The sequence below is a fragment of the Stenotrophomonas sp. RIT-551 genome, assembly GCF_026241915.1.
Taxonomy (GTDB): domain Bacteria; phylum Pseudomonadota; class Gammaproteobacteria; order Xanthomonadales; family Xanthomonadaceae; genus Stenotrophomonas; species Stenotrophomonas bentonitica_A.
Genome location: NZ_JAPJIU010000007.1, coordinates 113,587 through 127,951, shown reverse-complemented (window position 1 = coordinate 127,951; position 14,365 = coordinate 113,587). Strand labels below are relative to the sequence as shown.

Annotated in this window: 14 protein-coding genes; 10 read left to right on the top strand and 4 right to left on the bottom strand. The window is 67.5% G+C overall.

What is annotated here, in order from left to right; genetic code table 11:
* Positions 1–31 precede the first annotated feature (31 nt).
* The 8 genes from ffh (at position 32) to ORK51_RS10650 (ending at position 6,082) form a co-directional block, all read left to right on the top strand.
* Complete coding sequence (gene ffh / locus ORK51_RS10685) at positions 32–1,411, top strand: signal recognition particle protein (protein WP_019184491.1); 1,380 nt, start codon at positions 32–34, stop codon at positions 1,409–1,411.
* A 76-nt stretch (positions 1,412–1,487) separates the two neighbouring features.
* On the top strand, positions 1,488–2,564 hold the full coding sequence (locus tag ORK51_RS10680) for an NAD(P)H-dependent flavin oxidoreductase (protein WP_266084888.1): 1,077 nt from the start codon (positions 1,488–1,490) through the stop codon (positions 2,562–2,564).
* Positions 2,561–3,349, top strand: coding sequence for an aminotransferase class IV family protein (locus ORK51_RS10675; RefSeq protein ID WP_266084887.1), 789 nt, complete (start codon positions 2,561–2,563; stop codon positions 3,347–3,349). Before ORK51_RS10680 ends, ORK51_RS10675 begins: the two co-directional genes overlap by 4 nt.
* 127 nt (positions 3,350–3,476) lie before the next feature.
* Entirely contained in the window at positions 3,477–3,737 is a 261-nt protein-coding gene (gene rpsP, locus ORK51_RS10670; RefSeq protein ID WP_017356068.1) for a 30S ribosomal protein S16, read from the top strand.
* 43 nt (positions 3,738–3,780) lie between these two features.
* Complete coding sequence (rimM, locus tag ORK51_RS10665; protein ID WP_070473373.1) at positions 3,781–4,293, top strand: ribosome maturation factor RimM; 513 nt, start codon at positions 3,781–3,783, stop codon at positions 4,291–4,293.
* Between the two features lie 5 nt (positions 4,294–4,298).
* On the top strand, positions 4,299–5,057 hold the full coding sequence (gene trmD / locus ORK51_RS10660; protein WP_266084886.1) for a tRNA (guanosine(37)-N1)-methyltransferase TrmD: 759 nt from the start codon (positions 4,299–4,301) through the stop codon (positions 5,055–5,057).
* Positions 5,058–5,211: 154 nt separating this feature from the next.
* Positions 5,212–5,619: a 50S ribosomal protein L19 gene (gene rplS, locus ORK51_RS10655; protein WP_019184486.1), complete on the top strand. Its 408-nt coding sequence runs from the start codon at positions 5,212–5,214 to the stop codon at positions 5,617–5,619.
* A gap of 85 nt (positions 5,620–5,704) precedes the next feature.
* Complete coding sequence (locus ORK51_RS10650) at positions 5,705–6,082, top strand: DUF6404 family protein (RefSeq protein WP_083279868.1); 378 nt, start codon at positions 5,705–5,707, stop codon at positions 6,080–6,082.
* Here the strand turns inward: ORK51_RS10650 and ORK51_RS10645 are convergent.
* Positions 6,079–7,563: an MATE family efflux transporter gene (locus ORK51_RS10645; RefSeq protein WP_266084885.1), complete on the bottom strand. Its 1,485-nt coding sequence runs from the start codon at positions 7,561–7,563 to the stop codon at positions 6,079–6,081. The two genes, ORK51_RS10650 and ORK51_RS10645, sit on opposite strands and share 4 nt — an antisense overlap.
* 109 nt (positions 7,564–7,672) lie before the next feature.
* On the opposite strand from ORK51_RS10645, the gene ORK51_RS17875 reads away from it, so the two are divergent.
* Both ORK51_RS17875 and ORK51_RS10640 read left to right on the top strand, forming a co-directional pair.
* Positions 7,673–7,969, top strand: a complete 297-nt coding sequence (locus ORK51_RS17875) for a hypothetical protein (protein ID WP_083279869.1) — start codon at positions 7,673–7,675, stop codon at positions 7,967–7,969.
* Positions 7,962–8,366, top strand: a complete 405-nt coding sequence (locus ORK51_RS10640) for an RNA-binding S4 domain-containing protein (RefSeq protein WP_046272160.1) — start codon at positions 7,962–7,964, stop codon at positions 8,364–8,366. Before ORK51_RS17875 ends, ORK51_RS10640 begins: the two co-directional genes overlap by 8 nt.
* 69 nt (positions 8,367–8,435) lie before the next feature.
* Here ORK51_RS10640 and katG read toward each other — a convergent pair whose 3' ends face one another.
* The 3 genes from katG to mutS all read right to left on the bottom strand — a co-directional run bounded on the left by katG (position 8,436) and on the right by mutS (position 14,259).
* Positions 8,436–10,670, bottom strand: coding sequence for a catalase/peroxidase HPI (gene katG, locus ORK51_RS10635; RefSeq protein WP_266084884.1), 2,235 nt, complete (start codon positions 10,668–10,670; stop codon positions 8,436–8,438).
* A gap of 204 nt (positions 10,671–10,874) precedes the next feature.
* On the bottom strand, positions 10,875–11,486 hold the full coding sequence (locus ORK51_RS10630) for a DUF937 domain-containing protein (protein ID WP_019184480.1): 612 nt from the start codon (positions 11,484–11,486) through the stop codon (positions 10,875–10,877).
* 157 nt (positions 11,487–11,643) lie between these two features.
* Positions 11,644–14,259: a DNA mismatch repair protein MutS gene (gene mutS, locus ORK51_RS10625; RefSeq protein ID WP_429000653.1), complete on the bottom strand. Its 2,616-nt coding sequence runs from the start codon at positions 14,257–14,259 to the stop codon at positions 11,644–11,646.
* Positions 14,260–14,365: the final 106 nt, after the last annotated feature.

Genomic DNA, 14,365 nt, shown 5'->3' with positions numbered 1-14,365 from the left:
CATTGTCTTTTGTTCTGAACAGGTCGCTTCCATGTTCGAGTCCCTGACCCAGCGCCTCTCCGGCACCATCGAGCGGCTGCGCGGCCGCGGTCGCCTGACCGAGGAAAACATCCGCGAGGCCACCCGCGAAGTCCGCATCGCGCTGCTCGAGGCCGATGTCGCGCTGCCCGTGGTGCAGGCGCTGGTCGAGCGCATCAAGGTGCGCGCGGTCGGCCAGGAAGTGCTCAAGTCGCTGACCCCGGGCCAGGCGCTGATCAAGGTCGTGCGCGACGAGCTGACCGCGGTCATGGGCTCGGCCGCCTCGGACCTGAACCTCAACGTGCCGGCCCCGGCGATCATCCTGATGGCCGGCCTGCAGGGTGCGGGCAAGACCACCACCGTGGGCAAGCTGGCCAAGCACCTGAAGGAAAAGCGCAAGAAGAAGGTGATGGTGGTCTCGGCCGACGTCTACCGTCCGGCTGCGATCGAGCAGCTCAAGACCCTGGCCGACCAGGTCGGCGTGCTGTTCTTCCCGTCCACCGCCGACCAGAAGCCGGAAGCCATCGTCCGCGCCGCGATCGATGACGCGCGCAAGTCGTTCGTGGATGTGCTGATCGTCGATACCGCCGGTCGCCTGGCCATCGACGAAGCGATGATGGCCGAGATCAAGGCGCTGCACGCCGCGGTCAACCCGGCCGAAACGCTGTTCGTGGTCGACGCCATGACCGGCCAGGATGCCGCCAACACCGCCAAGGCCTTCGGCGATGCGCTGCCGCTGACCGGCGTGGTGCTGACCAAGACCGACGGTGACGCCCGCGGCGGTGCTGCGCTGAGCGTGCGCTACATCACCGGCAAGCCGATCAAGTTCGTCGGTGTGAGCGAAAAGCCGGACGGCCTGGATGTGTTCCACCCGGACCGTATCGCCAGCCGCATCCTGGACATGGGCGACGTGCTGTCGCTGGTGGAGCAGGTCGAGCAGCAGGTCGACAAGGACAAGGCCCAGAAGCTGGCCGAGAAGGTCGCCAAGGGCAAGAAGTTCGATCTGAACGACATGCGTGACCAGCTCGAGCAGATGCAGAACATGGGCGGCATCGGCGGCCTGATGGACAAGCTGCCGGGCCTGGGCCAGATTCCCGAGCACCTCAAGCAGCAGGTCAGCCAGGGCAAGGAAGTGCCGCGCATGATCGCGATCATCAACTCGATGACCAAGAAAGAGCGCCGCAACCCGGGCCTGCTCAACGGCTCGCGCCGCGCCCGCATCGCGCGTGGTTCCGGCCTGACCCCGGCCGACGTCAACAAGCTCATGAAGCAGTTCCAGCAGATGGAAAAGATGATGAGCAAGATGGCCGGCGGCGGCATGAAGGGCATGATGCGCAGCATGAAGGGGATGATGGGCGCCATGGGCGGCCGCGGCGGCATGCCGTTCCGCTGAGTCCTGCGTGCATGCATTCCGGGCGGGGGCGGTGCGGCGTATGCTGGCACCGTCTCCTTCCCCAGGTGCGCCGCGCGTGAATGGTTCTCCGCTTCTCGAACGCGCCGACAGCTTCTGTCGGCGTTTTGCATTGCAGGCCCCGATCCTGCTGGCGCCGATGGCCGGCGCCTGCCCGGTGCCGCTGTCGGCGGCGCTGGCCAACGCCGGCAGCATGGGCGCGATGGGCGCGGTGTTGTCCCAGCCGCAGGACATCGTGGCGTGGATGACCGATTTCCGCGCGCAGTCCGCAGGGCCGGCGCAGGTCAATGTCTGGATTCCTGATCCGTTGCCCAGGCGCGATGCCGATGCGGAAGCCGCGACACGTCGCTTCCTGGCGCAGTGGGGGCCGGAGGTGCCGGCCAGTGCGGCCGATGCCGGGCCGGCCGATTTCGATGCACAGTTCGAGGCCCTGATCGAGGCGCGCCCTGCGGTGGCCTCGACCATCATGGGCGTGTTCTCCGCGGCACAGGTGCAGCGCCTGAAAGACGTGGGCATTGCCTGGATCGCGTGTGCGACCACCTTGGCCGAAGCGCGTGCCGCACAGGCCGCCGGCGCCGACGCGGTGGTCGCGCAGGGGTTTGAAGCCGGCGGGCATCGGGGCGCGTTCGATCCGGATGCGGCCGAGCGCCAGCTGGTCGGGTTGTTCGCGCTGCTGCCGCGGCTGGCCGATCATCTGGATATTCCGGTGATCGCGGCCGGTGGCATCGCCGATGGGCGCGGCATCGCCGCGGCGCTGACGCTGGGCGCGAGTGCAGTGCAGGTGGGCACCGCGTTCCTGCGTACCCCCGAGTGTCATTTGAATCCGGCGTGGTCGCAGGCATTGGCCGAGACCGAACCCGAAGATACCTGGCCGACCCGCGCCTTCAGCGGTCGCCTCGGCCGTGGTCTGGCGACCGCGTATGTACGGGCCGCCGCGTCTGCCGATGCGCCGCCGCCGCGCCCGTATCCGGTGCAGCGTGGCCTGACCGCACCGATGCGCACGCAGGCGGGCCGCGACAGCAACCTCGATGCGATGCAGGCCTGGGCCGGGCAGTCCGCGTGGATGGCGCCGGCACGCCCCGCCGCCGAGGTTCTGCAGCAGATGTGGTCCGACGCCAAGGCGTTGCTGGGATGACGCTGTATTGCAATGGCCGGCCGGCCACGGTCGATGATCTTGCCGGGGCGCTGACCAACTACGGCCATTTCACCTCGTTGCAGGTGCGCGGCGCTGCGGTGCAGGGCCTGGACCTGCATCTGCAGCGCCTGCAGGAGGGCACGGCCGAGCTGTTCGGCACCGCACTGGATCCGCAGCAGGTGCGGGCCTGGATGCACGGCGCGCTGCAGGCCGAGGGCGTGGTCGATGCGTCGCTGCGGGTGACTGTGTTCTCGCGCCAGTTCGATTTCCGGCGGCCGCTGCAACCGGTGGCCGTCGATGTGCTGGTCGCCGTGGCGCCGCCGGTCGATCTACCGGCGATGTCACGGCGGCTGCGGACGGTGCGCTATCAGCGCGAGCTGCCGCACGTGAAGCATGTCGGGACGTTCGCGCTGTTCCAGCATCGTCGCGAGGCACTGCAGGCTGGCGTGGACGACGCGCTGTTCGTTGGCGACGACGGGCATATCAGCGAAGGCACCACTTGGAACATCGCGTTCGCCAGCGGTGGCACGCTGGTCTGGCCGCAGGCGCCCGCGCTGCGCGGCACCCACGAACGCCTGCTGCAGGCAGGGTGGGGCAGCGATCAGCAGGTGCGGCCGGTCGCGCTGGGGGACCTGGCCGGGTTCGACGCCGCCATCGCCTGCAATGCCGCCGGCATCTGGCCGATCGCGAGGGTCGATGGCGTCGCACTGGGGAACTCGGAAGCCCTGTGCGCCAACGCACGGCGGGTGCTCGCCGGGACACCTTGGCAGCCCTTGTCGTCGTGAACGCGCCGATCAATGAGCCCTGTTCAGCTTTCCTGGCCTTCACAGGCTTGGAATGGCGGGAGGCCGCCGCTATAATCGCCGGCTTACCGCGCCATCCTGGCGACTGGGCAATTGAGGAAACAACACCATGGTCAAGATTCGACTGACCCGCGGCGGCGCCAAGAAGCGTCCGTTCTACCACATCATCGTGACCGACTCGCGCAGCGCCCGTGATGGCCGCAACATCGAGCGCGTCGGTTACTACAACCCGGTTGCCCAGGGTGCCGAGTCCCGCATCGTGCTGGACCTGCCGCTGGTCGACAAGTGGGTCGCCAACGGCGCCCAGATGACCGACAAGGTCCGCAACCTGTACAAGGAAGCGACCAAGGCCCAGGCCTCCGCGGCCTGATCCTGAAGGGCCGCGCCTGCCGCGGCCCATTCGGTCTATTCAGATGAAAGATACCGAGCGCCGGATCCTGCTGGGCAGGATTGTCGGCGCTTTTGGTGTGCGAGGCGAGATCAAGCTCGAGTCCTGGACCGAGCCGCGTACCGCCATTTTCCACTATCAGCCCTGGATCCTGCGGACCCCCGCCGGCCAGGAGAGCACGCTCACCGGTGCGCGCGGACGTCAGTCCGGCAAGCATCTGGTCGCCGTGTTTCCCGGCATCACCGACCGCGACGTGGTCGAGGCGATGTACGGGACCGAAGTCTATGTCGCGCGCAGCGCACTGCCGCCGCCGAAGCCCGATGAATATTACTGGGTGGATCTGGAAGGCCTGCAGGTGCGTACCGTCGAGGGCGTCGAACTGGGGCGGGCATCCCACCTGTTCTCGACCGGCTCCAACGATGTGCTCGTGGTGCAGGGTGACCGTGAGCGGATGATTCCGTTCGTGCAGCCCGAATTCGTGGTCTCGGTGGATTTCGAGGCCAACCTGATCGTGGTCGACTGGGATCCGGAGTTCTAGGCCGGATGCGTATCGACGTCGTCACGTTGTTCCCCGAGTTCATGGCGCAGTCGGCCGCGCTGGGCGTGGTCGGCCGCGCCGCTGAGCGCGGTCTGCTGGACCTGCACGGCTGGAATCCGCGTGACTATGCCGAAGGCAACTACCGCCGGGTGGACGACCGTCCGTTCGGGGGTGGCCCGGGCATGGTCATGCTGATCGAGCCGCTGCGGGCCTGCCTGGCTGCGGCCAAGGCGGCGGACCCGGCGCCTGCGCCGGTGATCTACCTCAGCCCGCAGGGCAGGCCGCTGACCCAGGCCAAGGTCCGGGAACTGGCGGCATTGCCGCGCATGATCCTGCTCTGCGGCCGCTATGAAGGCATCGACGAGCGCTTCCTCGAGGCCGAGGTCACCGAGGAGATCTCGCTGGGCGACTACGTCCTGTCCGGCGGTGAGCTGGGCGCGGCGGTGATCGTCGATGCGGTGACCCGCCTGCAGGACGGGGCCCTCGGCGATGCCGAATCGGCCGCCCAGGACAGTTTCGAAGGCCCGCAGGGGCTGCTGGACTGCCCGCACTACAGTCATCCCGCGCAGCATGAATGGGGCACTGTCCCGGACGTGCTGCGCTCGGGCAACCATGCCGCCATCGCCCGCTGGCGACGGCAGCAGTCGCTGCTGCGTACCGCGCTGCGGCGGCCGGATCTGCTCGATGAAAGCCAGTTGCCCAAGGCCGACCGCCTCCTGCTGGAGCAGGCGCGGCAGGCCATTGCCAAGGATCCGACCCCCTAGCGCGGGGGCGGGATCTTGTTTACAATTCGGGATTGCCATCGGCCTTTTGGGCGCGGTGGCAGGAATCCCTACAAAAAACGTGCAGCACAGTCCGGTGACTGCATGAGCCCACGTTGTCGAACGACACGACCACCCGAACACTATCGGTGCACCCATGAGCAAGCTGAACAAATCCATCCTCTCGGACTTCGAATCCGCCCAGATCACCCGCGAGCTGCCGAAGTTCAGCCAGGGTGACACCGTCGTCGTCAACGTGAAGGTGAAGGAAGGCAACCGTGAGCGCGTGCAGGCTTACGAAGGCGTCGTCATCGGCACCAAGAACGCCGGCCTGAACTCCGCGTTCACCGTCCGCAAGATCTCGCACGGCTACGGCGTCGAGCGCGTCTTCCAGACCCACAGCGCCATCATCGACTCGGTCGAAGTGAAGCGTCGTGGCAAGGTCCGCGCCGGCAAGCTGTACTACCTGCGTGGCCTGGAAGGCAAGGCTGCCCGCATCAAGGAAGATCTGGCTGCTGCTGCGCAGGCCAAGGCCGCGCGCCTGGCTGCCAAGGCTGCCCAGTAATTCCCGGCCGGCAACTTCGGTTGTCGCCTCAAACGGCCACCTTCGGGTGGCCGTTTGCGTTTGTGGCCTCGTGATGGAGAAGCACATGGACCGTTATCCCGCCGACGTACGTCTTGCCCTGCAGGCCATGGCCGACGCCAGGGTGCCCGCCGGCATGCGCGCACCGCCGATGCATCGGCTGCTGTGGCGCATGGGGCTGCGCGTGCCGCCCCCGCTGCTCGCCAGCTTCAGTAGCAACCTGTTCGTGATGGGCGGACTGTTCGGGGTGCTGTGGGGCGTGCTGTGGCGCCTGTTGATGGGGCTGGTGCTTGACCTTGGTTCGCTCACGCTGGGCATCACCGTGGGCAGTGCTGTCATGGCCGGGCTGTTGTTCGGCCTGCTGATGGCGCTGCTCATGCGCTACCAGCGCCGGCGCTACAGGCTGCCGGCCTGGAAGACCCTGCTGCAGGGGCGCGTGGCCTAATCCGGCCGTGCGTTGCCCGCCGCGGCGGGCTGCAGCGTGGTGGGATTCGGGTCCGCCACGGGTGACGGCGGCGACGCCGGGATCTCGGCCGGGGCTGCCAGCTCTTCATGATGGCTGGGCAGCATGCGTGCCTTGCGCCAGCCGCCCCAGCGGTAATACGCCAGCGACATCAGCATCGCGCAGAACGAGCTGACCGGGAAACTCCACCACACCGCGTCGGCGCCCCAGCGGTCCTGCAGCAGCTCGGCGAACGGCACGCGGATGCCCCACAGCGAGGCGGCCAGGATAAGCAGCGGCGGGATCACCGCGCCGGTGGAGCGCACCACGCCGGAGATCACGAAGTTCACGCCGAAGAACAGGAACGACCACACCGCGATGTGGTTGAGGTGGCGGGCCACTTCCAGCGCCTGGCTGCCCTCGGGCAGGAACAGGGCGAGCGTGTAACGATCAAGCAGGATCAGCGGCAGGATCAGCACGCCGGTCAGCAGGAAGTTGTAGAGCACACCGCTGCGGGCGGTGCCACGGACGCGGTCCCAGCGCTGCGCGCCGACGTTCTGCGCCGCCATGGTCGAGCACGCCGCGCCGATCGCCATCGCCGGCATCTGCACATAGGTCCACAGCTGCAGCGAGGCGCCATACGCGGCCGCGGTATCGGTGCCGTAGCCGTTGACCATGGTCATCATCAGGATCATCGACAGCGAGATCAGCACCATCTGCAGGCCCATCGGCACGCCCTTGACCACCAGGGCGCGCAGGATCTCCCCATCGATCTTGAACAGCGCCATGTCCTTGCGCCCCAACCAGAGCACATGGCGCTTGTTGCGCATATACCAGAGCAGGCCGAGCAGCGAGAGGGTCTGCGCGATCAGCGTGGCCCACGCCGCGCCGGCGATGCCCAGCTGCGGGAACGGGCCGATGCCGAAGATCAGCAGCGGGTTGAAGCCGATGTCCAGCAGCACCGAGAGCAGCAGGAAGCGGAACGGCGTGCGTGAATCGCCCACGCCGCGCAGCGCCGAGCTCAGGAAGGCGAAGGCATACAGCGTGGGCATCGCCAGGAAGATGATGCGCAGGTAGGCCTCGGCCAGCGGCAGGGACTCGGCCGGTGTACCCATCGCCGCCAGCAGCGGGTGTGAGAGCCACCAGCCGGCAATCGCGATCACCACCGACAGGCCGATGAAGAAGGTCGCGCTGGTGCCCATGACGCGGCGCGCCTGCGGCAGGTCACGCGCGCCCATGGATTGGCCGATCAGGATCGACGCGGCCATGCCGATCCCGAACACCGAGCCGATCAGGAAGAACATGATGTTGTTGGCGTTCGCGGTGGCGGTGAGCGCCGCTTCGCCGAGGAAGCGGCCGACCCAGATCGCGTTCACCGAGCCGTTCAGAGACTGGGCGATGTTGCCGGCCAGGATCGGCAGGGCGAACAGGAACAGATTGCGCCCGATCGGGCCGGTGGTCAGGTCAAGCGGCGCTTTGGCCATGTGCGCTGGAGATCATGCTCAGAGAGCGGCACACTAGCACCAAGCCCATCAAGGGGATATCGCGATGCGCACTTCCGCGTCTCAACGCACGTCAGCCGCTCCCCCGGCAGTGCCGGCCGTTGGCCGGCTGCCGATCCTCCCGGCTGACCGGTTCATCCCCGCTGCGCTGGCCCTCTTGATTGGCGCCTCGCTGGCCGCATGTTCGAGTACGGACGACCGCCTGCGCGATGCACAGGTAAGGCCCATGGACCGACCGGAATGCCAGGTCGGCAGCCAGCGCCGTGATCTGGATGCCGGAGTGCCGGCGCTGATCGGTGGCACGGGGTGCCGCGGTAATCCGGACGCGACGCAACCGCTGAATCGACAACCGGCCAACGCCGTGGAGCTGGGTAGAACGCATGACTGAAGCAACACCGGTAGCCGCCGTGCGGCTGGACGTGTGGCTGTGGGCCGCACGGTTTTTCCGGACCCGCAGCCTGGCCAAACAGGCGGTGGAAACCGGCAAGGTGGACGTGGCCGGGCAGCGTCCGAAATCCTCGCGCGCGGTGCGCGTGGGCGAAGCCCTGCAGATCAGCCGGGGCGATGAAGTGTTCGAGATCGAGGTCCGTGGCCTGAGCGATATGCGCGGCCCGGCACCGGTGGCGCAGCAGTTGTATGTCGAAAGTGAAGCGTCGCTGGCTCGCCGCGCGGAGGTGCGCCTGCAGCGTGCGGCGGCGAAGAACGGTTACCTGCCGCCGGAGCACAAGCCGGACAAGCGTGCGCGTCGATTGATCCGTGCGCTGGGCGATCTGGACGCGCTGTGAGGGGCGCCCTGCAGAAATGAAAAGACCGGGCCAGTGGGCCCGGTCTTCGTGTGTGCCTGCGACGGCGGATCAGCGCAGGTCGTAGCGGTCCAGCTCCATCACCCGCGCCCAGGCAGCGACGAAGTCGCGAACGAACTTCTTCTCGCCGTCCGCGCTGGCGTAGACCTCGGCCAGTGCACGCAACACCGAGTTCGAGCCGAACACCAGGTCCACGCGGCTGCCGCTCCAGCGCTGCGCGCCGGTGCTGCGGTCGCGGCCGCTGTAGCCATCGCCGTTGGCCACCCACTGCGTGCGCATGTCGAGCAGGTTGACGAAGAAGTCGTTGCTCAACGTGCCGACGCGATCGGTGAACACGCCGTCCAGGCTGCCGCCGACGTTGGTGCCGATCACGCGCAGGCCACCGACCAGTGCGGTCATTTCCGGGGCGGTCAGCGTGAGCAGCTGTGCGCGGTCGATCAGCATCGCCTCGGCAGGCACGGCGTAACGGCCCTTGACGTAGTTGCGGAACCCATCGGCGTACGGTTCCAGCACCGCGAAGGACGCGACATCGGTCTGCGCCTGGCTGGCATCGGTGCGGCCCGGGTTGAACGGCACGCTCACCTCATGGCCACCGGCCTTGGCCGCCTGCTCGACGCCGACATTGCCGGCCAGCACGATCAGATCGGCCAGCGACACCTGCGCACCGCCATCGCCCTTGAAGCCGCTCTGGATCTTCTCCAGCGCGGCCAGCACCTTGCCCAGCTGCTGCGGCTGGTTGACCGCCCAGTCCTTCTGCGGGGCCAGGCGCACGCGCGCACCATTGGCTCCGCCGCGCTTGTCCGAGCCGCGGAAGGTGGACGCCGACGCCCACGCGGTGGAGACCAGCTCACCTACGCTCAGCCCGGCCGCAGCGATCTGCTGTTTCAGCGAGGCGATGTCCTGCGCGCTGATCGTGGCCTGGGGGGCTGCCGGCACGGGATCCTGCCAGACGAATTCTTCGGCCGGAATCTCAGGGCCGAGATAGCGTGCGCGCGGGCCCATGTCGCGATGGGTCAACTTGAACCACGCACGGGCGAAGGCATCGGCAAAGGCCTGCGGGTCGGCCAGGAAGCGACGCGAGATCTTTTCGTACGCCGGGTCCACCCGCAGCGACAGGTCGGTGGTGAGCATGGTCGGGCGATGCTTCTTCGACGGATCGTGCGCATCGGGAATGATCGCCTCGCTGTCCTTGGCTACCCACTGGTGCGCACCGGCCGGGCTCTTGGTCAGCTCCCACTCGTGGCCGAACAGGATCTCGAAGAAGTCGTGACTCCATTGCGCCGGGGTGCGTGTCCAGGTGACCTCCAGGCCACTGGTGATGGTGTCGCCGCCCTTGCCGGTGCCAAACCGGTTGGCCCAGCCCAGGCCCTGGCTTTCCAGCCCGGCCGCTTCTGGTTCCACATCGACGTTGTCGGCCGGGCCGGCGCCGTGGGTCTTGCCGAAGCTGTGACCACCGGCGATCAGGGCGACGGTTTCCTCGTCGTCCATGGCCATGCGGCCGAAGGTATCGCGGATGTCGAATGCTGCCTTGAGCGGATCGGGGTTGCCGTCCGGGCCTTCCGGATTGACGTAGATCAGGCCCATCTGCACGGCGGCCAGCGGGTTCTCGAGATCGCGTGAGTGGATGTCGCCGTCCGCGTCGTCATCGGAGACCAGCACACCGTGGTCTTCCTGCACGCCTTCGGAGCCGTGCGCATACCGCACGTCGCCGCCCAGCCAGGTGGTTTCACGGCCCCAGTACACGTCCTGGTCCGGTTCCCAGGTATCGGGGCGGCCGCCGGCGAAGCCCAACGTCTTGAAGCCCATCGATTCCAGTGCGACGTTGCCGGTCAGCACCAGCAGGTCGGCCCAGGAGATCGCCTGGCCATACTTCTGCTTGATCGGCCACAGCAGGCGGCGGGCCTTGTCCAGGCTGACATTGTCCGGCCAGCTGTTGAGCGGTGCGAAGCGCTGCTGGCCGCGGCCGGCGCCACCCCGGCCATCGCCGATGCGGTAGGTGCCGGCGCTGTGCCACGCCATGCGCACGAACAGGCCGCCGTAATGGCCGAAGTCGGCCGGCCACCAGTCCTGCGAGTCGGTCATCAAGGCCTTGAGGTCGGCCTTGAGCGCGGCGTAATCCAGGCCCTTGAAGGCCTCGGCGTAATCGAAAGTGTCATCCAGCGGATGCGAGCGGCTCGAGTGCTGGTTGAGCAGATCCACCCGCAGTTGCTTGGGCCACCAGTCCCGGTTGGTGGTGGCATCGCCGACGAGGGCGTGGTTGAACGGACACTTGGCTTCGCTTTTCATGGGTATCTACCTGTGGACTGGCGAACGTGGAGACCACCGGCGCGGGGGAGGCGATGGCGACGTCGGGTAACGTGGCACCTGCACGTGCGGCGCGTGGGGCGGCGCGATGTGAAGGCGTACGTCCACGTTAGGCACTGCCGTTCATTCAGTAAATTCGAATGAATCAACCAATGTGATAGGCGCAGACTATTTCGCGTCTCGCCCTCAGCGCTTGCCGAACAGCCCGCCACCGAGCTTGAGCAGATCGCCGACGCCCAGCTGGCCGTCGCCGTCCTGGTCCAGCACGGAGGTCAGCAGGCCACCGCTGTTGGCGCTCTGCGCTTCCTGGCCGAGGGCCTGGCTGAGCTGACCCGGGCTCGCGTTGCCGCCACTGGCGAAGCGCTGGGCCAGATAGGACATGACGATGGGGGCGAGGATGGCGAGCAGCTGGCTGGTCTTGCTGCTGTCCAGCCCGGTGGCCTGGCTCAGGCCCTGGGTGGCGCGGTCGGTGTTGCCACCGAAGACGTGGCCAAGGATGCCGGCGCCGTTGGTCGCATTGCCGCCGCCACCGCCGAGCACGCTGCCTAGCAGCCCGCCCAGATCGAAGCCGCCGCCGCTGGCCGGCGCGTGGTCGCGCTGCAGGGCGCCGAGCAGGGCCTGCGCGCCTTGGGGTTCCTGGGCATTGCGGCCCATCGCGCCCAGCAAGAGGGGCAGCGCCGCCCCGATGGCGCCACTGGCCTGGTTCTGATCGATGCCCAACTGCTGGGATACCTGCTGCAGGCCTTGGCCCTGCTGCAGTTGCTGGAACAGGGACGCGGCAAGCGATTCGGTATTCACGGCGGACTCCAGGGCAGGGATGGGGACCGCCCGAGCATAGCGCCGCGTTCACTACGGGAATGCGAAGAATTCACGCGGGCCCGCGCGCGCACCCGACCAACGGTCGGGTGCTACCGGCTCTGCGGGGAGCCGGCCAGCGGCCGGCACTACCGGATCGTCAGAGCAGTGTCTTCAACCGGTACAGCGCTTCCAGTGCCTGCTTCGGGGTCAGCTCGTCCGGATCGATCGCGGCCAGCGCGTCCTGGGCAGCGGTGTTGGGCGCGTTGAACAGCCCGAACTGCTGCGGTGCATCCAGCGCCTGCGCGGCGACCACGGCGGACTGCGTCTCATGGCTGCGCTGTTCCAGCTCGGCCAAGCGACGTCGCGCCTGGGCGACGGTCGATTTCGGCAGGCCAGCCAGTGCGGCCACCTGCAGGCCGAAGCTGCGGTTGGCCGGGCCATCCTTCACGGCGTGCATGAACACCAGCGCGTCGCCGTGCTCCACCGCATCCAGGTGCACGTTGGCGATGCCGCTGGCGCCGCCTTGGTGCTGTTCGTCGGCCAGCGCGGTCAGTTCGAAATAGTGCGTGGCGAACAGCGTGTAGCAGCGGTTCTGGTAAGCCAGATGGCGTGCGACCGCATCAGCCAGCGCCAGGCCGTCGTACGTGGACGTGCCGCGGCCGATCTCGTCCATCAGCACCAGCGACTGTGCGCTGGCGTGGTGCAGGATGTAGCTGGTCTCGGCCATCTCGACCATGAAGGTCGATTGCCCGCGGGCCAGATCGTCGCCGGCGCCGATACGGGTCAGGATGCGGTCGATCGGGCCGATCACCGCGCGGCTGGCCGGCACGAAGCTGCCGATGTGGGCCAGCAGCACGATCAGTGCGTTCTGGCGCATGTAGGTGGATTTACCGCCCATGTTCGGGCCGGTGATCACCAGCATGCGGCGGTCCGGATGCAGGTCCAGGTCGTTCGGTTCAAACGGCTGTTCCCGCACCGCCTCGACCACCGGGTGACGCCCACGCTCGATCTTCAGGCAGGGCGCGGTCTCCAGTTCCGGGCGCGCCCAGTCCAGCGCCTGCGCACGCTCGGCGAAACCGGCCAGCACGTCCAGTTCGCTCAATGCCGCCGCGCACTGCTTGAGCGGCTCCAGCCCGCTGGCGAGGATGTCCAGCAACTGCTCGTACAGGAACTTCTCGCGGCTCAGCGAGCGCTCGCGCGCGGACAGCACCTTGTCCTCGAAGGACTTCAGTTCCTCGGTGATGTAACGCTCGGCATTGGTCAGCGTCTGGCGGCGCGTGTAATGCACCGGTGCCTTCTCCGACTGGCCCTTGCTGATTTCGATGTAGTAGCCGTGCACGCGGTTGTAGCCAACCTTGAGCGTGGCGATGCCGCTGCTGATGCGCTCGCGCTGTTCCAGATCGATCAGGAACTGGTCCGCATGCGTGGAGAGGCGGCGCAGCTCATCGAGCTCGGCGTCGTACCCTTCGGCGATGACGCCGCCATCGCTGAGCTTCAGCGGCGGGGTCGGGGCGATCGCGCTGGCCAGCAGGTGCGCGCATTCGTCATGCGAGCCCAGCGCATCGTGCAGGGCGATCAGGCGCGGCGAATCCAGCGGGGCGAGCACCGCGCGCACGTCCGGTAGCAGGCCCAGGCCATCACGCAACGTGGAGAAATCGCGCGGGCGCGCCGAGCGCAGGGCCACCCGGGTAAGAATGCGTTCCAGATCGCCCAGGGCGCGGAAGGCATCGCGCACGTCGCTGTCGGCACCGCGGTCGATCAGCGTGGCGACCGCATCGTGGCGGTGCACCAGCACCTCGCGCAGGCGCAGCGGGCGGTGCAGCCAGCGCCGCAGCAGGCGACCGCCCATCGGCGTCACCGTGGTGTCGAGCACACCGAGCAGGGTGTTGCGGGTATCGCCATCCACGCGCGTATCCAGCTCCAGATGGCGGCGCGTGGCCGCGTTCATGGCGATGGCTTCGCTGGCGGTTTCGGTGGCGATCGCAGTCAAGTGCGGCAGGCGCTGTTTCTGGGTTTCTTCGACATAGCCGAGCAGGGCACCGGCGGCGGCGGTGGCGCGCGGCTTGTCGTCGATGCCGAACCCGGTCAGGTCGTGCAGTTTGAAGAAATTCAGCAGCTGTCGGCGGCCGCTGTCGGCATCGAACAGCCACGGCGCACGTCGCCGGATGCCGCTGCGGTACTGCAGGAAGGCCGGCCAGTTTTCTTCATCGGGCACCAGCAGCTCGGCCGGTTCCAATCGCGCGAGCTCGGCTTCCAGCGCATCGTCCGAATCGACTTCGTTGACCAAAAAGCGGCCGCCGGCCAGATCGGCCCAGGCCAGGCCGTAGCCCTGCTTGCCGCGCGAAAGCGCCATCAGCAGCGTATCGCGGCGCTCGTCCAGCAGCGCTTCGTCGGTCACGGTGCCGGGGGTGACGATGCGCACCACCTTGCGTTCCACCAGGCCCTTGGCCAGCGCCGGGTCGCCGATCTGCTCGCAGATCGCCACCGACTCGCCCAGGGCGACCAGACGCGCCAGATAGCCTTCGTAGGCGTGGACCGGGACGCCGGCCATCGGGATCGGCGCGCCGCCGGAGCTGCCGCGCTGGGTCAGGGTGATGTCCAGCAGCCGCGCCGCCTTGCGGGCGTCGTCGTAGAACAGCTCATAGAAGTCGCCCATCCGGAAGAAGAGCAGCAGGTCCGGGTAATCGGACTTGGCGGCGAAGAACTGCTTCATCAAAGGTGTGTGGTCTTCGGATGCCTTTGACTTCTTGGGTTTTGCAACAATATCAGTCATTTATAGCGGTTCTGCAGATGCGGGAGTGCGAGCGAGTGGAAGGCTGTGGAAGGCTTTGACAGCGCAAAAGGTAGCCAGAGGGTAGCCAAAACACTGCAGGGCACAA

Bases quoted from the DNA above. Each gene is read 5' to 3' on its own strand.
- trmD (WP_266084886.1), top strand. From the start codon at position 4,299: ATGCGTATCGACGTCGTCACGTTGTTCCCCGAGTTCATGGCGCAGTCG.
- ORK51_RS10640 (WP_046272160.1), top strand. From the start codon at position 7,962: ATGACTGAAGCAACACCGGTAGCCGCCGTGCGGCTGGACGTGTGGCTG.
- rplS (WP_019184486.1), top strand. From the start codon at position 5,212: ATGAGCAAGCTGAACAAATCCATCCTCTCGGACTTCGAATCCGCCCAG.
- ORK51_RS10675 (WP_266084887.1), top strand. From the start codon at position 2,561: ATGACGCTGTATTGCAATGGCCGGCCGGCCACGGTCGATGATCTTGCC.
- rpsP (WP_017356068.1), top strand. From the start codon at position 3,477: ATGGTCAAGATTCGACTGACCCGCGGCGGCGCCAAGAAGCGTCCGTTC.
- ffh (WP_019184491.1), top strand. From the start codon at position 32: ATGTTCGAGTCCCTGACCCAGCGCCTCTCCGGCACCATCGAGCGGCTG.
- mutS (WP_429000653.1), bottom strand. From the start codon at position 14,259: ATGACTGATATTGTTGCAAAACCCAAGAAGTCAAAGGCATCCGAAGAC.
- ORK51_RS10645 (WP_266084885.1), bottom strand. From the start codon at position 7,563: ATGGCCAAAGCGCCGCTTGACCTGACCACCGGCCCGATCGGGCGCAAT.
- rimM (WP_070473373.1), top strand. From the start codon at position 3,781: ATGAAAGATACCGAGCGCCGGATCCTGCTGGGCAGGATTGTCGGCGCT.
- katG (WP_266084884.1), bottom strand. From the start codon at position 10,670: ATGAAAAGCGAAGCCAAGTGTCCGTTCAACCACGCCCTCGTCGGCGAT.
- ORK51_RS10650 (WP_083279868.1), top strand. From the start codon at position 5,705: ATGGACCGTTATCCCGCCGACGTACGTCTTGCCCTGCAGGCCATGGCC.